We start from the raw sequence: 16,153 nt of genomic DNA, 5'->3' as shown, positions 1-16,153 counted from the left end.
CGGCGCGATCAGCGCCGGCTCTCTTTTTCTGCCAGTGACAGGTACGCGGCCATGATGCGCTTGAGTTCGACCACGGCGTCGGCGTGCGTCTGGCCGTCCTGGACGGAGAAGTTCAGCATCGAGTAGACGACGTGCACCAGCACCTCGGCCATGAGGTTGCGGCGCGCCCGCGGTGTCCGCGGGGTGAGCGGTGCGAGCATCCGCTCGATCTGCGCGGCGAACGCCCGCTCGTGGATCACGCCCGTCGCCCGCGTGGCCGGCGTGCTCTGCATCGCCAGCCACACCTCTCGACGGGACGGGTCGGACGACCACAGACCGGACATGTGGTCGAGGAAGTCGTCGAGGAATCGCAGCCAGTCGATCGACGGAATCTCGCCGTCGAATTCCGCCAGCTCGCGTTGGACGCCCTTGAGATCCTCGCGGTTGAGTTCGCAGACGATCACGTACTTGTTGGCGAAGAACTGGTAGAGCGTGCCGATCGGCAGTCCCGCGCGGGACGCCACTTCCTCGCAGGTGAACGATTCGAAGCCCACATCGACCAGAAGCTCGCGCGACGCGGTGAGCAGGGCGTCGAACTTGCGCTTGCTCCGCTCCTGCGTGGGACGACGTCGGGGGAGCAGCTCCACGGGTTCGTTGGTGTCCGCGTTCTCGCTGGTGTCGGCGCCGTCGCGGACGTCCGACTCGTCGAGGGTGTCGGAATCGTCGGGCGTGCTCGGCTGGTGCTGCCACGGTGACCCGGCGGTGGAATCCACGACATCGAGACTATCGGTCCGGCGCGTCGTCACCACCGAGCATCCCCGATCGGGCCCGCCGTTTGTGAACATCCGGTATGTTTGGAGAGCGTTGAGAGGGAGATGGACCGAAAAAGTCCCTCTCGTTCGCCCTCGCGCCCCGGATCGACGGGGGTGGTTCGGACTGCGTGAGGTTCCGGGTGCGTTGCGCCCGCGTCGCACATTCCTGCTGGTGGCGGCGCGGCCCGTGGCGGCACCGACCCGACACGCGTCGAGACCAGGGAGGGCTCGCCATGAAGGACTCCACGCCGGCTGCGTTGCTGGCCTACCACGTACAGGGCAGCACGGTGACCGCCGAACTGCTCGCCGCGGCCGACGGAACGGTCGTCGGCCCGCCGGCCGTCGTCACGCTGGACGGTCTCACCGCCGAGCAGATCGGCCTCTCCGTGCCCTCGCTGTGGAGCCTGGTCGACGACGCGGCCGTGACCCTCACCTGCGTCGTCGTCACCGGAGTCGCCGCGGACGTCGATGCCGCGCCGCCCATCCTCGAGCTGGCCCTCGACGTGCCCGTGCACCGCGCACCGTCGCCGACGGTCGTCGTCGACTCTCGGGGGTCCGCCCCGTGGGATCGCAGCGCGCCGCAGCGCCTGCGCCCGGTGCGTCCCGTGCCCGCCGCGCCCGGTCGTCGACCGGTCGAGCCGACGCGGGCGTCCGTGCCGGCCTCCGACGCGTCCCGGCCCGGCCGGGTGGCGTCCGCCGCCCTCACGTCCGGGGCTTCCGCGGCGTCCGCGGCGTCCGGGGCGTCCGTGGCGTCCGGGGCGCCCGAGGACGACGCAGCGTCGACGTCCGCGGACGATGTGGTTCCCCCGACGCCGATCGACGCCACCCCGGCACCGGCGGACGACATTCTCGTCCCGGAGACGGACGACGCGACCGAGGCGTTCGCCGTCGTCGTCGACGACGAGCCGGCTGCCGCACCCGTGTCGACGACCGACGGACGTCGAACCCGACGTGCGGGCACTCTCGTCGCCGCGTCGGCGGCAGCGCTCCTGGTGGCGGCGGGTATCGCCGGTGCCGCCGTCGTCGTCGGCGGGCCGGGGGACGATGCGCCGTCGTCGGCAGCCACCGGCACCGCGCCCGACGGGGCAGCGGTGACGGAGGGCGTGCGCGACGCCGCCCGACCGGTCGCCGACGTCCCGCCCGCCGGCACCGACGCCGCCGCAGTTCCGGCACCGGTGGCGCCGTCGTCGTCCGCCGCGCCGACCACCGAGGAGTGGACGCCCACCACGGAGGCGTCGCCCACCGCGGACACGTCGCCGGGAGTCCCGCCGCAGACCACGTGGTCCCCGCCGCCGCGCACCTCGACCGTGCCGCCGCCGGTGTTCGCGGTTCCGGTGCCCGAGCAGGATCCGAACAAGTCCCCGCAGCAACTGCAGGACGAGGCGTGGGCCCGGCACTGGGAGCAGACGGGCGAGTGGCTGAACCAGGAGTTCGGCGGCTGACCGAGTGAGGCAGACTCGGATGGCATGACTGCTTCTCCCGACCGGTTCCGTGCATCCGTGTCCGCCGACATGCCTCGGGTGCGGGACGAACTCGCCGCCGTGGTCGCGTTCCGGTCGGTGGCCGACGACGCGTCGCTCGCCGAGGACAACCGTGACGCCGCCGAGTGGGTGCGCCGAGCGTTCGTCGATGCGGGAATTCCCGACGTCGCACTGCACGAGACGTCGGACGGCTCGCTGGCCGTCGTCGGTCGGCGGCCCGCGCGAGACGGTGCGCCGACCGTTCTGCTGTACTCGCACTACGACGTTCAGCCCGCCGGTCCCGAATCGGTATGGGAGAGCGACCCGTTCGAGCTGACCGAGCGCGGCGGTCGCTGGTACGGCCGTGGTGCGGCCGACTGCAAGGGCAACCTGGTGGTGCACCTGGCCGCGCTGCGTGCGGTGGGGGACTCGCCGGTGGGCGTCGTCGTGGTGTGCGAGGGATCCGAGGAAACCGGCACCGGCGGCCTCGAGCACCTGGTGGCCGAGCGCCCCGACCTGGTCGCGGCCGACGCCGTCGTGATCGCCGACGCGGGCAACGTCGCGGTGGGCGAGCCGACCGTGACGACGTCGTTGCGCGGCATGGCCATCGTGCGGGTCGACGTCGAAACCCTCACCGGAGCCGTGCATTCCGGCATGTACGGCGGGCCTGCTCCCGACGCGTTGGTCGCGTTGATCGGCATGCTCGCGACGCTGCACGACGACGCCGGGAACACCACGATCGACGGGGTCGACGCGTCCGGAACCTGGTCCGGCGCCGACTATCCGGAGGACCGGTTCCGCGCCGACGCCGGTGTCCTCGACGGAGTCGGGCTCGCGGGCGAAGGATCCATCGCCGACCGGTTGTGGGCACGCCCGTCCGTGACGGTCATGGGGATGGACTGCCCGCCCGTCGTCGGGAGCGCGGCAGCCGTCGTGCCGAGGGCGTCGGCGCGACTGGGCCTGCGCGTCCCGCCGGGCGCCGACGCGGCCGCTGTCCGGGACGCGCTGATCGCGCACCTGCGCGCGCGGGTGCCCTGGTCCGCGCGGGTCACCGTCGCGGAGGAAGCCGTCGGGCAGCCGTTCGCGGCGCGCACCGACGGACCGGCCTACGCGGCACTCACCGAGTCGCTGCGGGATGCCTACGGACGCGAGGTGGCCGTCGCGGGGCAGGGCGGGTCGATTCCGCTGTGCACCGCGCTGCAGCAGGCGCTCCCCGACGCCGAGATCGTGCTCATGGGCGTCGAGGAACCCCTCTGCCGCATCCACGCCCCGAACGAGAGCGTCGATCCAACGGAGATCGAGAACCTCGCCGTCGCGGAAGCGCTGTTTCTGGAGCGGGTGGTCAGAGCTTCAGATCGCGGATGAGCTTGGCGACGTGGCCGGTCGCGCGCACGTTGTACTGCGCGACCTCCACGGCGCCGTCCGGGTCGATCACGAACGTCGACCGGATGACACCGCGAACGGTCTTGCCGTACATGGTCTTCTCGCCGAACGCGCCCCACGCCTCCAGCGTCGTCTTGTCCGGGTCGGACAGCAGCGGGAAGGTCAGCTCCTCCTCGTCCCGGAACTTGGCCAGCTTTGCGGGCTTGTCCGGCGAGACGCCGAGGACCTCGAGACCGGCGTCGTTCAGCTGCGCCAGGCTGTCGCGGAAATCGCAGGCCTGCTTGGTGCAGCCGGGCGTTCCGGCCGCCGGGTAGAAGTACACGACCACCCGCTTGCCCCGGTAGTCCGCCAGCGACACCGTGGTGCCGTCGGCGTCGGGCAGGGAGAGTGCGGGCGCGGGATCACCGGGGGAGAGTCTCGAGTCGGTCACACCGGCAAACCTAGTCGAGAAGAGCGCGGTGGCCGTGCTCTAGGCTCGAGGTTCGACCGCGCAACGATCACCTGTGGAGGGCCACGTGGCACGCAACACCGACAACATCGAGCGGGACATCGAGGCCGCACGCGACCAGTTGGCCGCCACCCTCGACGAACTGAGCGTGCGGGTGGACCCGAAGCGCCTCGCCGAGAACACCAAGCGCAGCGCCGTCGCCACCCTGAACGAGCCGGCCGTGAAGTTCTCGCTCATCGGAGTCGGTGTGGTCGTCGCGATCCTCGTCGTCCGCAAGATCGTCAGCTGACCCGTTTCGCCTGATCAGGGCGCCGATTTCACTCCGCGCGCCGGCAGGTGTTAGTGTCTTTCTCGCACCACGGAGCGGGCAACCGCTCCGGCGCCTATAGCTCAGTTGGTAGAGCAAGTGACTCTTAATCACTGGGTCCGGGGTTCGAGTCCCTGTGGGCGCACAGCAAAAGGGCCCCCGATCAGCGGATACGCTGGCCGGGGGCTCTTTCTGTACCTGACACTCCGGCGCTCACTCACTACTTATTCATGACTTTCGGCCCAAACGGGGCTGAAAGTCATGAGTGCCGAGGTCATGTCGGGTGCCACGTTGGTGCGCTGGATGTAGTGCGCCTCCGTGACACGTGAGTTCGAGTGACCCAGCTGCACTTGCGCTCCCTCGACTCCGTATTCGGCCCGGATAGCAGTGGCCACCGTCTTCCTCATGGTGTGTGGCGTGACCCATGCCAAGTCCTCACCCAACGCGGTGCGCCACGCTCGACGGACGTTCGAGGGGGAGACCCAGTTCCCGGTGGAGGTGACGAAGACCGGATCCGTCGCGCGCGGGGGAAGGTCGAAGGATGCCCAGCGTCGCGCGAAACTGACGACAGCGAAAGCAGGAAGCGTCACCGTCAGGGCCGGCGCATTGCCCTTCCGGAAGTTCTGGCGCCGGAAGGTATCGCCCTTGAAGCGAGGCACGACGAGGGTGGAGTCGATGACGAGTGTCGGCGGATCGGTCTCGAGATGGAGATCCTCCCACCGGAGAGCCAGTACCTCACCGATGCGTGCGCCTGTGGCGATCAAAATCGTGAAGATGTCCTCGAGCACCTTCGCGGGCTGAGGGCCCATCGTGTGCCCGGAACCATCCCTGGAAGCGCCTCGGCAGTACCGAGCGATCGCGTCGCGCGCCTCCGCGAACTCGCCCGGCGTCAGCGCCCGAATCGGTGCTCGAGTCTTTCGACCGACCACCCGCGCGTCCGTGACCGGGTTCGTCGTTCTCAGATCGAGGCGCACCGCGAGCGAGAACATGCCGGAACACACCACCCGAGCCGCGCGCGCTCGGCTGACGGCAGATCGCGACGTGCGTTTGAAGAAGGCGTCTAGCGTGCCGGTGGTCACCTCGCGAATGAGCAACTCGCCCAATGCGGGCGCGCAGATGCGACTCCAGATGTCTCGGTACCCGTTGAAGGTCTGCTCGGAGACGCTCGCCTGCTTGTCCTCCAGCCAGTAGGCAGCGAGATCACTCACCTTCGATGCGCTGGTCAGCGATCGACCTGAAGTCGGCGCGATACGTTCGCGAAGCTTTCGCAGTAACTTCCTTCGCGCGTCCTCAGGTGACGTGCCCCGCGATTCGACCGGGCGCCGCCGACCGTCGTCGTCCCGGATGTACGAACGTGCGTAGAACGCATCGCCGCGCTTGAAGTTGGTGATCGCGCCCCACTCACCGGGTTCCATGCGAGGTCTAGGCACGGGGATGTTCCTCACCGGGGTCGAGTCCGAGATCGGACATCTGCTGACCCAAACGTTGTGCGCGCTCGCGCGCTTCCTCGTAGATCACTTCGAGGGCTTCGAGCTGATCGGGTGTCTCGCGCGCCGAGATCGCGCTGCGCATGTGGATCCTGGCGCTGCGCATGGAGTGAATGGCTTTCAGCCACTGGCGGGTGAGTGTGACCCTGTCGAGCTCTGGTGCGAAGTCCTGGCGTGTCCATACAGGAACCGCCTCGCCCTCACCTGTTTGCCATCCTGGCGACGAGGCGAAGAGGCCGGTCTCGCCGGCGAACCATCGCACTGCGTCGTGTGACTCGTGCGGTCGTTCGGGCAGGACGTCCACTGGGCCGCGAGGCAGATCGGGAAACAGTAACTGCACCGGTGCGATCTGCAGCGCCGCTGCCAACACGATGAGATCCGCGACGTCCAGACCGCGGCGCCGACCTGTCTCCAGGTCGGAGATGACGGCGCGTGAGATCGGGTGGCCCAGCTCGGCCGTACGGTCGGAGAGTGCTTGCCCAGACAGGGGCGGCGAGGCGGCCGTTCGCGCGCGCCTCACCTCTTTCCCCACCCTGTCGACGATCTGCTGGCTCCACTCCTGCGTCATGTGCACGCATGTTACGGCATTTCATTGCGACTCTTGCGGTGAATCGACGACAGCGGTACGTTGTGGTGGAACCACTCAGACTCAACCGCAAAAGCGGAAAGCTGGTGGTGATTCACGACAGGGGGATGCAATGAGCAGGCAGCTCTTCTCGGTACAGGAAGGCATGGCCCGGACTGGGCTCGGTCGTTCCAACTTTTTCAACAAGATCGCGTCCGGCGAGATCAGAAGCGTCAAGGTCGGCAAGCGCCGCCTGATACCTGACACCGCCATCGACGAGTACATCGAACGCCTGGAGTCTCAGAGCACCGGCGACGCGGACGTCGCCTGAGTGACACTGACACCAGATCCCTACGAAACGGAAGTGCCCTCGGCTGAACCCGGTGTGTCGAGCACCGGAGCCGAGGGCACCAGGCCTACCACCCGCGAGGACGGAGGCTTCGACGACTGACTTTAGATCACTGATCGATTCCCATCAAGGGCCTTCTGCCATTCCTGGGATCGACTCCTGACGCGGTGACTAATCCCGCGATCACAACATTCACTGTCGATCGACTAGCTCGCATCATCACATGACCTGATGCGAGCGATGTCGGCATGTGCGTCGTTTTCAGGCAGAGCCCGACGATAACCAGCCTGCCGCCGTTGCCTGTGCACCCTTAGCGATCTCCGGAGACCGGCCCCGGGGCACCATGCCGTCGACTGATCATTGATGACGTGGCGATACCGAAAGCCGCGCGCCCACCCGGGCGCGGGGCCAGAGGGCGTGGAGCGGACAACGTGGGTGCGGACAATGGGGGTCACCCCTGGGGGGTCCGGGTGAAGCAGAACGTAGTCCGATGCAGTAGATGGGACCACTCTCCGTGCCAACAGGTTTCAGGTTCGATGCTCGAAGACGGAGTCTGTGGGTCCGGCCCCGTTGCGGGTTCATCGACAACGCTGGCAGTTACCAGTGATCGCAGTATCGGCGGGGTTGACAGCATCTACCGCTACCCCAGTGATGGTGGCATCGCTGGTATTGCGTCCCGTGCGGGTGTCACGTCCCAGTCGGTCATTACCGGTATCGGACTCTTCACCGGGGCGGCACGTATGGAGGTATGTGCCGCCACTCGTCCGATACAGCCATCACTTGCTTTTCTTCCTGCACCCGTATTGCAGGTATTGCGGGTACGGGAAGTCTCTTTCTTCGAACTTCCGACACATGAGAGGACACACATGTCACACAACGTGATCGCCTTCTGCAACCAAAAGGGTGGCGTAGGTAAGACGACGACCACCTTTCACATCGTTGATGCCGCCCGTCGCGCCGGCCACCGCGTTCTGGCACTCGATATGGACCCTCAGGGCAACCTGAGTACCGTCCTCAGTGCCGGTGAGCCGGCACCCGGTGACGCGGGGATGGCGGACGCGTTATCGGACCGGTCGGCCGCCACCCTCGCCGACGTCGTGGCGCCGTCCATCTGGGACGGTGTGGACCTGGTCGCCACCGACCCGAACTCGGAATCCCTCGCCTTCGTGCGGGATGAGTTGATTCTCGGCGGCGCAGGACGCGAGCGGCGACTCCGCGATGCGCTGGAGTCACTCGCTCCGAAGTATGGACTGGTGGTGATCGATTGCCCGCCGAGTCTGGACCTGTTGACGATCAACGCTCTGGTGGCAGCCCGGCGAGCGCTCGTGGTCAGTCAGTCCGCGCTCTTCTCCGCGAATGGTCTCGCACGGCTACGACGCACCATCGACGTGGTGCGCCGCAGCTACAACCCGACGCTGGAGCTGGTGGGCGCGATCATCAACCTTCACGAACGCAACACCATCGCTGGTCGCGAGCAGCTGGCGGAGATCGCCGCATGCATCACGATCATCGGCGACCCCATACCCAAGCGGGTCGTGCTGAAGGATTCCTCCGAGGCGCAGACCAGTCTCCTCGAGTGGGGGACGACGGACGCCCGCAATCTGGCCAGCATCTACCGCCGCACATCGGGGTTGCTTATGGAGGGAGTCGGACCTGGCGCGTCCTGAACGACTGAAGAGCAGCTTGGGCAACTCCAGCCCCCTCGATCCGGTCACCGTGGTGGCATCAAGTGCGTCCGTCTCCGGTCCTCAGCCGCCAGCGGGGGACAAGCCTGCCAAGACCAAGCGCACCTTTTACTTCTACGTCGAGACCAGTGAGCGGCTCTTGAATGTAGCCGAGGCACTGATGGCTACACCGGGTGCACCGCGCGGCCCGTCTGACCTCGCTGCAGAGGCTGTGGAGCGTTACGTCGACTACCTGGAGGCCACCCACAACGAAGGCCAGCCGTTCGCACAGCGAAGTGGGCCGCTGCAGAGGGGACCACGCATTCGATAGCTGCTCACGCGGGCTTTCTGAGGCGTGTCACGCCGAGAGTCGACTGATCAGCGTGGCGCCACTAAATCGCGATGACAACGTTCCTCGCGCGTGATGGTACTTATCGAGTTGATCGTGATCCTGGCCGGACTGAGGTCGCCCGGCGTCGCGGAGGCACGCGCGTCCAGTGCGTGCTGTTCTCGACCGGCCTGGCCTTGCGCCGTAGATTCGACCACCATGGACACAGCGCGCCTATCTGTCACCCACGGGACGTACTTCCTCACGGGAGCTGGCAACATCGACATCGCTGTCTCCGCAGCGGACGGGCTGTGCGAGCCGTCGCAGCGAGGACTGGCCCTTCGGGCGTCCTCGCAGGAGCTCGAAGTCAGCGTCGACTTTCTCGTTCGCCCGCAACCGAATCGCCTCGCCGAGGGATGGACTGTTCTGGCTTTCGGCACGTTCGACGCCTATAGCCCCTTGCAGTTGGAAAACGCCGAGGGTCAGGTCTTCCCAGGTTTCGGGTCACTTTCGCAGATTGTTCTTCCATCGGAGTTGAAATTCCGGCTCTTCCGCTCGACTGTCGATGATGGATCGGAACGCTACCTCCTCGAATTGACGTCACTTTCGAACATGCCGGGGCAGATGTCGGGACGTGACGATGCGATCGTGACCGGGCAGTCCGACTCATCGAGTGGTGACGTGTACTGGAGCGTTGGTTGCTCGGTACCGGGTAGCGCTCGCTATGTCAGTACGAACGGAGCTGCGCGTTCACGGCTGGCGGCGATGGGCGATGCCATCGACGCGGGTCGGATCCTGTTGCGCAGCGTGTATCCACAACCGAACACCGCTCCTGTGAGGGGCATCTCGGTCGGCCTTGGATTCGAATCCGGACAAGTTCACGGATTCGACGATCCGGCACTCGACGACAGTGTTTTGGCATCCCGCATAGTGTCCGAACTGCGCGACGAGGCGGCTCGTGAGGCCGAAATCCTTGCTGCAACTGCGGTTCCCACAGATCGACCGGGGGTGCGGTACGACACCGTTGCGTCATCGGTACCGGAACAGTGGTCGCGAGTAGCAGGGTGGCTGTCTCTTTCGAGTGAACCCGTGCGGCAGAAACGAAACTTGGGCGACGGAACTTGGCCTCGCGAGCTGATCGAGTTCGCCGACAGAGTCGACACCCTTCCCGACATATACCGACTGTCGCTGTTACCCACGTTCGAACTGTTTGATCGAGAACGTATGCGGTCGGAGCGAGCGATGATGGTCGAGATCTGGGCCTTGGTAGCCGAAGAGGAAGGTGTCGAGAACATCCCGAGTCTGGAGGCCGGGGTGAGCGCCTGGACGTTCGTTCCCGAGTTCGTACCGATCGCAGGGCTCGACGGCTCGTTCCTTGTGGTCGACACACGTCCTGGCGAACTTACTGGCTGTGTGACGCTGTTCGACAAGGTCGACGCCGATGCGGCTGGTCCGCAATGGAATTCGATCAGTGCGATGCTGTCGGATCTTGCGTCCAGCTTCGACGCCGGCACGCTGTTCGACGGCGCTTGGCGGCCTTCACTGATCGATGGAGGAGTCGAATGGACATGACGGGTGGGTGTGCCCTTCAAATCTGAAGTAATCGATACTGTGTCGTATCGACCGGGAACACCACCCTGCATCGCACGGTCCCCACCAGTACGTCGGAGCTTGACCCGGTTTCCCGGACAGTTCGGGTTGGGTGTTCAGGCCACGTCTAGGGTGACCCGTCGATGGTAGGCGTGTTCGTAGTCCACTGGCGAGGAGTAGCCGATCCCGGAGTGCCGGCGGTGCGGGTTGTACCAGGCTTCGATCCATTCGAAGATCGCGGAGGCGAGCTGATCTCGGGTGTCCCATGATCGGGTGTCGAGCAGCTCGCGTTGCATCGTCGACCAGAACGATTCCATCATCGTGTTGTCGACGCTCGAGGCCACCCGACCCATCGACCCGAGCAGTCCTGCCGTGCGCAGTCTGTCAACGGCCAGGATGAAGTCCCCGCTGGCGGCCAGGTGAAAGTCCCCGGGCCCGTGTTGATGTTTCCGGTTGTTCAGGGGCGGCCCTTTCGGTGCTGTGCGTCTTTCATGCGGTAGGACTCGCCGTCGGTGACGACGATGGTGGCATGGTGAAGCAGTCGGTCGAGGATGGATGCGGCGGTGGTGTGTTCGGGGAGAAATCGTCCCCATTGTTCGAACGGCCAGTGCGATCCGATGGCCAAGGATCGGCGTTCGTAGGCACCGGCGACGAGGCGGAACAGCAGTTGGGTGCCGGTGTCGTCGAGTGGGGCGAAGCCCATCTCGTCGATGATGATCAGGTCGACCCGCAGCAGTGATTCGATGATCTTGCCGACGGTGTTGTCGGCGAGGCCGCGGTAGAGCGTGTCGACGAGGTCGGCGGCGGTGAAGTAGCGGACTTTGTGTCCGGCGTGCACGGCGGCGGTACCGAGGGCGATGAGGGTGTGTGACTTCCCGGTCCCGGCGGGGCCGATCATCGCCAGATTCGATTGCGTGCGAACCCATTCCAGACTGGCCAGGTAGTCGAACACCTTCGGTTCGATCGACGATGCCGCCACGTCGAACGACTCCAGCGTTTTGGTCACCGGGAACCCGGCCGTCTTGAGTCGGGTGACGATGTTCGACGCATCCCGGGCGGCGAGCTCGGATTCGATCAGGGTCCGCAGGACTTCCTCCGGTGTCCAGCGCTGTGTCTTCGCGGTGATCAGCACCTCGGGTGCGGTGCGGCGGATCGCGGCGAGTTTGAGCCGACGTAAACCCGCGTCGAGATCGGGGGCGAGTTCCGGGACCGACTGTGGGACAGCAGTCTTGGTTGCGGTCACGACGGCACCTGCTGATCACCGGCGGAGGGGCGGATCGCGTACGCGTCCAGCGAGCGGGTCGGCGCCGTCGGTAGGTCGAGGATCAGCGCCTCCCCTGCGGGGCGGGGTTGCGGTGCCCCGGCGCCGGCGGCGAGGATCGACCGGACGTCGGCGGCACGGAATCGCCGGAACGCCACCGCCCGGGTCAATGCCGCCGTCAACGCCTCGGTGCCGTGTGCTGCGCCGAGCGCGAGCAGGATCTCGAGTTCGGAGGCGAGTCTGGTGTTGCCGATCGCGGCCGCACCGATCAGGAACTGGTCCGCAGTGGGTCCGAGGGCACAGAACTGGTGCTCGACTGTGGTTCTGGGCCGGGGACCGCGATGGGGTGCAGGGCGTGCCCCGCCGTAATGGTCGTCGAGCACCGACGCGGTGCCCGGTTGGGCGAGGTCGTGTTCGGCGACGACCTCACCTGTGTCGGGATCGACGATCACCAACCGTCCGCTGGTCTGCGCCACCGTCAGGGTCGTGCCGATGAAGCGGTTCGGGACCGAGTAACGGGCCGAGGCGAACCGCACGCAGGACAGCCGGTCGACCTTACGGGTCACTGGCGGTGGTCCGATCTCGAGTCGTAGGGACGGCAACGGCGACAGCAGCTTTCGCTCGGTGTCGAGCTTGTCGTTCGGTATTGCGCAGATCTCCGAATGAATCCGCGCGTTGACTTCGGCGCACCACACGGTGGCGGCAGCGTTCGCAGCATGAACGTCGACGGTGGTGCCGGCGACGGCGGCTTCGGTGAGCAACGGCACCGCAAGATCACGCTGGGCGAACCCGACGAGGTTCTCCACCACCCCTTTCGATTGTGGGTCGTTGGCGTGGCAAAAGTCCGGTGCAAACCCGTAATGGGTCGCGAAGCGGACATAGTCCGGGGTCGGGATCACCACGTTCGCCACCACACCGCCCTTGAGGCACCCCATCCGATCAGCGAGGACCTTCGCCGGGACACCACCGACCGCAGCGAGCGCTTCGGCGATCAGTGCCATTGTGGTGGTGGCTTTCTCGTCGGTGGCGAAGGCGGCGAACCGCCACCGCGAGTACGCCATCACCGCGCAGAACAGGTGCAACCCACCGACGGTGGCCCAGTCGATGATCAGGTAGTCGCCCGGTGCCCACACCGCCGGTCGGCGGCCGCGGTGATGATCGGTGCGCCACCGCTTCTTCTCCTCGGCGACCAGCCGGCGGAAGTTTCGGTCCGACCCGCGGTAGCCGGCGGTGCGGGCGATCGGCAGGATCCGTTTCGCCGAGATCCGGCCCTGAGACTTCGCGACCCGCTCGGTCACCAAGTCGGTGACGGCGTCGTAATTGTGTCCCCGGTCGGCCTTCGGTGGAGCCGTCTCACCGGACTGGTCGGCTTCGAACTTCTCGACGGTGCGTTTGACGGTCTTGTGGGTGGTGCCGCACAGCTCGGCGGCTGCTCGGTACGACCCGACTTCGCGGTAAGCGGAAATGATGTCCATGCGTTCCTTCGCAGACTTCAATGGAACTCCCCGGGCGGTGCGGTGTGTGGTTGGCACCTTCACCGTCACCGCTCGGGCCAGCAGTTCCTGATCGACACGACGAACACGGGCTGGGGACTCCTACATGGCCACCAGTGGGGACCTCGACCTGGCCACCAGTGGGGACTTTTTCATGGCCACGGACACAGTCGTTGGCCGAAAACCCAGCTGGTGTACTGAGATCCGCGGTCCGAGTGCATGATCGTCCCGGTATCGGGGTGGCGGCGCCACAGTGCCATCTGCAGTGCATCCACGACGAGGTCGGTACGCATGTGATCGGCGATCGACCACCCCACGATGCGCCGGGAGAACGTGTCGAGGACCCCGCAGCAGTACACCTTGCCCGTGCCGGTGGGGTGTTCTGTGATGTCGGTGCACCAGATCTGATCGGGCCGCTCGGCGACGAACCGGCGGGCGACGAGATCGTCGTGCACCGCTGGTGCGGGTCGGTGGCGACGCTTGTGGCGGGCACCGATACCAGCAACGCCGAGTAGCCGCATCACCCGTGCGACACGTTTGCGTCCGACCGAGATGCCACCGCCGAGACGGAGTTCGGCGTGGACCCGCGGCGCGCCGTAGCACCCGCGTGAGCCTTGGTGGATATCACGGATGCTGTTGGCCAACAGTGCATCCGACATATCACGTACGGACGGTGGTCGATGTCGCCAGTCGTAGAATCCGGATCTCGACACCTCGAGGGTCCGGCAGGTCACCTAGGGCGGGGAAGCCGTCCGCAGCCAATTCGTGGACCAGCCGGAAACCTATTTTGGGAGGATGTTCTCCCGCGCGAAATAGGCGCTTGCGCGTTTGAGGATCTCGACCTCGGTCTCGAGGCGCTTCTTGTCTCGGCGCAACTGTGCCAGCTCGGCGCGTTCGCTCGTGGACAGACCGTCGACGCGGCCGGCATCGACGTCATCGAGTTTCATCCACCTGCGCAGACACGACTCACTGATGCCGAGGTCGGACGCGATGCGCATGACACTCGCCCCCGGCTGACGTGTCAGGTCGACCGCCCGGCGGCGGAACTCCTCGGGATGGGCAGCGGGCATAGCTCGGACTCCTCTCCTGCAGCAGCAACGCTACAGATCAGGTGTCCGGGAAACCGGGTCAAGCTCCTTATGCCCCGCAGCGTCGGTGGGCCCTGGCCTTTGCGTAGCACCATCTCGTAGCTGTGGTCCGTCCAGTGGTTCCCGAGGAGGGCCCGAACCCAACCGTCGGCTTCGACGGTGGACACGGCATCGACCAACTGGCCTCGCGCGGCTGTGCGGGTGGGCAACTGCGCCGGGAAGGCCTGGACATGGATGCGGAGAGCGAGGACGTTCGTGCCGGGCGGGAACGAGCCGAGGTCACCACCGTCCTGGTGGGTGTGGAAGAGGTGTATCCGGAGGTCGAGGTCGAGGAGCGAGAGTCCTTCGACGAGCCGTGCATGAGCCGGCCAGCGGTTCCCGCGGTCGGCGACTCGATGATCGGCGGCGGTGTGCTCAAGCAGGTCTCGGTAGACGGCGATGTCGCGGCGGTACCGGGCTTCGACGAGTGCGGCGAGGGAGACGGCGTCCGGTGGGTCGTCGGCCGGACGGTCGTGGGCGTCAGAGCGCGGCGGCATTCTTTCGACGTGTCGAGTGCATGACGGTCACCCTAGCCCATCTACCCCCGCCTGGTCTCGGACCGCGCAACCGGCAACCATGCGGATCCGTCCTGCACTGACGGCAGGGTGAATCCGCCTCCCGACCGAGCCGGCCTCGACACGAGATCGGTGACTGGACAATTCGTCGGCTCTCCGAGTTCCCTTTCGACTGTGCGGGTGACGGTCGGACCGCCTGACCTGGTTACGCTCGACAGTGTGTTCCGGATCGCGTGGATAGTGCTTGCCGTGGCGGTGGGTGGCTGGAGCCTGTTGGCGGGTTCGACGGAAACGATGATGTCCGTGTCGATGGGGTGCGCGAAGATCGGTGAGACCGGAGCTGCGTATCGGTGCGATGACAGGGCAGTCGACGTTCTCGGTTGGTGGAATCTCGTGGGTGTCGTTGCGCTGGTCGTGGTTCCGTGTCTGGCGCCTGCAGTGGTGGCATCGCGACGCGTCGCGTGGTCGGCGGTGGCAATCCTGGTTGCACTGGCCTTGTTCGGGCTGACGAGGGTGACCGAGACGTCCTACCTCGACTCGCTCATGGTGGGGTTTCCTGTCGCGCTCGTCGGTGCCGGGTTGGCCGCACTGCAGGGCCGCCGCGAGAAGAAGTCAGCACTTTCCGCCTAGCGGCCAGGTGGACGATTGGTCGCTCGGGTTTCTGCACAGCCGTATCGGTCGTCGCGGTGTCCCGCGACCGGCGCGCCCTCGATTCACCAGATAACTCTGCAGCGCTGAGTGTCTAGTCCATCGGAATCAAACGTCGTGGCGGAGCCCCCGGGGCCGGGCGGCACGCGAGGGCACACCCGGAGGCGCACGACTCGCTCGTCGGGAGTCGCGTTGTGGTGTAGACAGATCGAAGTGTCCATCCCTGATCTCGAGTTCGTCGACGAGTGGACTCTGCCGGTGCGGCCGGAGTCTGGATTGGGTGCGCCGACGCAGATGGTCGACGCGTGTTACGCGGTGGGGTCGGATCTGCGGTGGCGACGATACGGGGCCGAGCTCGACATCGACCATCTCAAGTGGACGCTGTCGCTGCACGAGACGGGAGCGGTTCAGCTCGGCGTGAATTCTCGTCGCCCGCGGCGCCGCGTCCGCGGCGAAGCGGACGGTGTGCGCGAGTTGGGGATGCAGCGGTACACGGTGGCCCTGCACATTGAGCTCACGCTCGCCGAAGCCACGGTCGTTATCGCGGACATCGTGCAGACCGAGCTCGCGGGATATCCGCCGTGGGTTCAGTGGCCTATCGAAGAAAAGCGGCTGTTGCTGCCGGTCGTGGTCGAAGGCGAGGCAGTGTGGCGAGATCCGCGCACTGGAGAGTCGGTCGCGCCCATCGGTGGACTCACCGCGTGAACGACTCACGAGTAGGCCGGGTCAGCGACACG

At 66.3% G+C, this 16,153-nt stretch carries 18 protein-coding genes and 1 tRNA gene; 10 read left to right on the top strand and 9 right to left on the bottom strand.

Annotated elements, in window-relative coordinates; genetic code table 11:
* Positions 1–8: 8 nt before the first annotated feature.
* Positions 9–626 (bottom strand): TetR/AcrR family transcriptional regulator, encoded by a 618-nt coding sequence (locus RC2_RS12320; protein ID WP_082895513.1) that lies wholly within the window; start codon positions 624–626, stop codon positions 9–11.
* A gap of 398 nt (positions 627–1,024) precedes the next feature.
* On the opposite strand from RC2_RS12320, the gene RC2_RS12315 reads away from it, so the two are divergent.
* On the top strand, positions 1,025–2,233 hold the full coding sequence (locus RC2_RS12315; protein WP_072681427.1) for a hypothetical protein: 1,209 nt from the start codon (positions 1,025–1,027) through the stop codon (positions 2,231–2,233).
* 24 nt (positions 2,234–2,257) lie between these two features.
* Complete coding sequence (locus RC2_RS12310; RefSeq protein ID WP_068148470.1) at positions 2,258–3,616, top strand: dipeptidase; 1,359 nt, start codon at positions 2,258–2,260, stop codon at positions 3,614–3,616.
* On the opposite strand, the gene bcp is transcribed toward RC2_RS12310, so the two are convergent.
* Complete coding sequence (gene bcp, locus RC2_RS12305; RefSeq protein WP_068148472.1) at positions 3,594–4,064, bottom strand: thioredoxin-dependent thiol peroxidase; 471 nt, start codon at positions 4,062–4,064, stop codon at positions 3,594–3,596. The genes RC2_RS12310 and bcp overlap by 23 nt on opposite strands.
* Before the next feature lie 85 nt (positions 4,065–4,149).
* Here bcp and RC2_RS12300 point away from each other — a divergent pair, with 85 nt between their 5' ends.
* Together RC2_RS12300 and RC2_RS12295 are read left to right on the top strand one after the other, a co-directional pair.
* Positions 4,150–4,371 carry a DUF3618 domain-containing protein gene (locus tag RC2_RS12300; RefSeq protein WP_068105176.1) on the top strand — a complete coding sequence of 74 codons (222 nt, stop codon included), beginning with the start codon at positions 4,150–4,152 and terminating at the stop codon, positions 4,369–4,371.
* Positions 4,372–4,461: 90 nt separating this feature from the next.
* Positions 4,462–4,534 (top strand) — tRNA-Lys (locus tag RC2_RS12295).
* 79 nt (positions 4,535–4,613) lie between these two features.
* Here the strand turns inward: RC2_RS12295 and RC2_RS12290 are convergent.
* Together RC2_RS12290 and RC2_RS12285 are read right to left on the bottom strand one after the other, a co-directional pair.
* Positions 4,614–5,804: a tyrosine-type recombinase/integrase gene (locus tag RC2_RS12290; RefSeq protein ID WP_082895510.1), complete on the bottom strand. Its 1,191-nt coding sequence runs from the start codon at positions 5,802–5,804 to the stop codon at positions 4,614–4,616.
* Between the two features lie 7 nt (positions 5,805–5,811).
* Positions 5,812–6,444 (bottom strand): helix-turn-helix domain-containing protein, encoded by a 633-nt coding sequence (locus tag RC2_RS12285; RefSeq protein WP_068148478.1) that lies wholly within the window; start codon positions 6,442–6,444, stop codon positions 5,812–5,814.
* A 130-nt stretch (positions 6,445–6,574) separates the two neighbouring features.
* Here RC2_RS12285 and RC2_RS12280 point away from each other — a divergent pair, with 130 nt between their 5' ends.
* The 3 genes from RC2_RS12280 to RC2_RS18700 all read left to right on the top strand — a co-directional run bounded on the left by RC2_RS12280 (position 6,575) and on the right by RC2_RS18700 (position 10,354).
* Positions 6,575–6,772, top strand: a complete 198-nt coding sequence (locus RC2_RS12280; protein WP_042575140.1) for an excisionase family DNA-binding protein — start codon at positions 6,575–6,577, stop codon at positions 6,770–6,772.
* Positions 6,773–7,656: 884 nt separating this feature from the next.
* Complete coding sequence (locus tag RC2_RS12275; protein WP_068148481.1) at positions 7,657–8,457, top strand: ParA family protein; 801 nt, start codon at positions 7,657–7,659, stop codon at positions 8,455–8,457.
* Between the two features lie 544 nt (positions 8,458–9,001).
* A complete protein-coding gene (locus RC2_RS18700; protein WP_139277360.1) occupies positions 9,002–10,354 on the top strand; it encodes an SMI1/KNR4 family protein in 1,353 nt (450 codons plus the stop codon).
* 134 nt (positions 10,355–10,488) lie between these two features.
* On the opposite strand, the gene RC2_RS12260 is transcribed toward RC2_RS18700, so the two are convergent.
* The 5 genes from RC2_RS12260 to RC2_RS12240 all read right to left on the bottom strand — a co-directional run bounded on the left by RC2_RS12260 (position 10,489) and on the right by RC2_RS12240 (position 14,196).
* Positions 10,489–10,725, bottom strand: a complete 237-nt coding sequence (locus tag RC2_RS12260; protein ID WP_083529684.1) for an integrase core domain-containing protein — start codon at positions 10,723–10,725, stop codon at positions 10,489–10,491.
* Positions 10,726–10,829: 104 nt separating this feature from the next.
* The gene (istB, locus tag RC2_RS12255) at positions 10,830–11,615 is read right to left on the bottom strand and encodes an IS21-like element helper ATPase IstB (protein WP_068148754.1); all 786 of its coding nucleotides are present in this window, start codon (positions 11,613–11,615) and stop codon (positions 10,830–10,832) included.
* A complete protein-coding gene (gene istA / locus RC2_RS12250; protein ID WP_072681473.1) occupies positions 11,612–13,129 on the bottom strand; it encodes an IS21 family transposase in 1,518 nt (505 codons plus the stop codon). Before istA ends, istB begins: the two co-directional genes overlap by 4 nt.
* 149 nt (positions 13,130–13,278) lie before the next feature.
* Positions 13,279–13,860, bottom strand: coding sequence for an IS3 family transposase (locus RC2_RS12245; RefSeq protein ID WP_139277359.1), 582 nt, complete (start codon positions 13,858–13,860; stop codon positions 13,279–13,281).
* A 48-nt stretch (positions 13,861–13,908) separates the two neighbouring features.
* Positions 13,909–14,196, bottom strand: a complete 288-nt coding sequence (locus tag RC2_RS12240; RefSeq protein ID WP_068151775.1) for a transposase — start codon at positions 14,194–14,196, stop codon at positions 13,909–13,911.
* A gap of 134 nt (positions 14,197–14,330) precedes the next feature.
* Here RC2_RS12240 and RC2_RS12235 point away from each other — a divergent pair, with 134 nt between their 5' ends.
* The 3 genes from RC2_RS12235 (at position 14,331) to RC2_RS12225 (ending at position 16,121) form a co-directional block, all read left to right on the top strand.
* Positions 14,331–14,774, top strand: a complete 444-nt coding sequence (locus tag RC2_RS12235; RefSeq protein ID WP_068149717.1) for a hypothetical protein — start codon at positions 14,331–14,333, stop codon at positions 14,772–14,774.
* Positions 14,775–14,948: 174 nt separating this feature from the next.
* Positions 14,949–15,398, top strand: a complete 450-nt coding sequence (locus tag RC2_RS12230; protein ID WP_068149720.1) for a hypothetical protein — start codon at positions 14,949–14,951, stop codon at positions 15,396–15,398.
* Positions 15,399–15,692: 294 nt separating this feature from the next.
* Positions 15,693–16,121, top strand: a complete 429-nt coding sequence (locus RC2_RS12225; protein ID WP_139277358.1) for a hypothetical protein — start codon at positions 15,693–15,695, stop codon at positions 16,119–16,121.
* Positions 16,122–16,153 lie beyond the last annotated feature (32 nt).

It is taken from the genome of Rhodococcoides corynebacterioides NBRC 14404, assembly GCF_001894765.1.
GTDB classification, from domain to species: Bacteria; Actinomycetota; Actinomycetes; order Mycobacteriales; family Mycobacteriaceae; genus Rhodococcoides; species Rhodococcoides corynebacterioides.
Note: the sequence above shows the minus strand (reverse complement) of the source record. Positions and strands in the feature narration are given on the sequence as shown.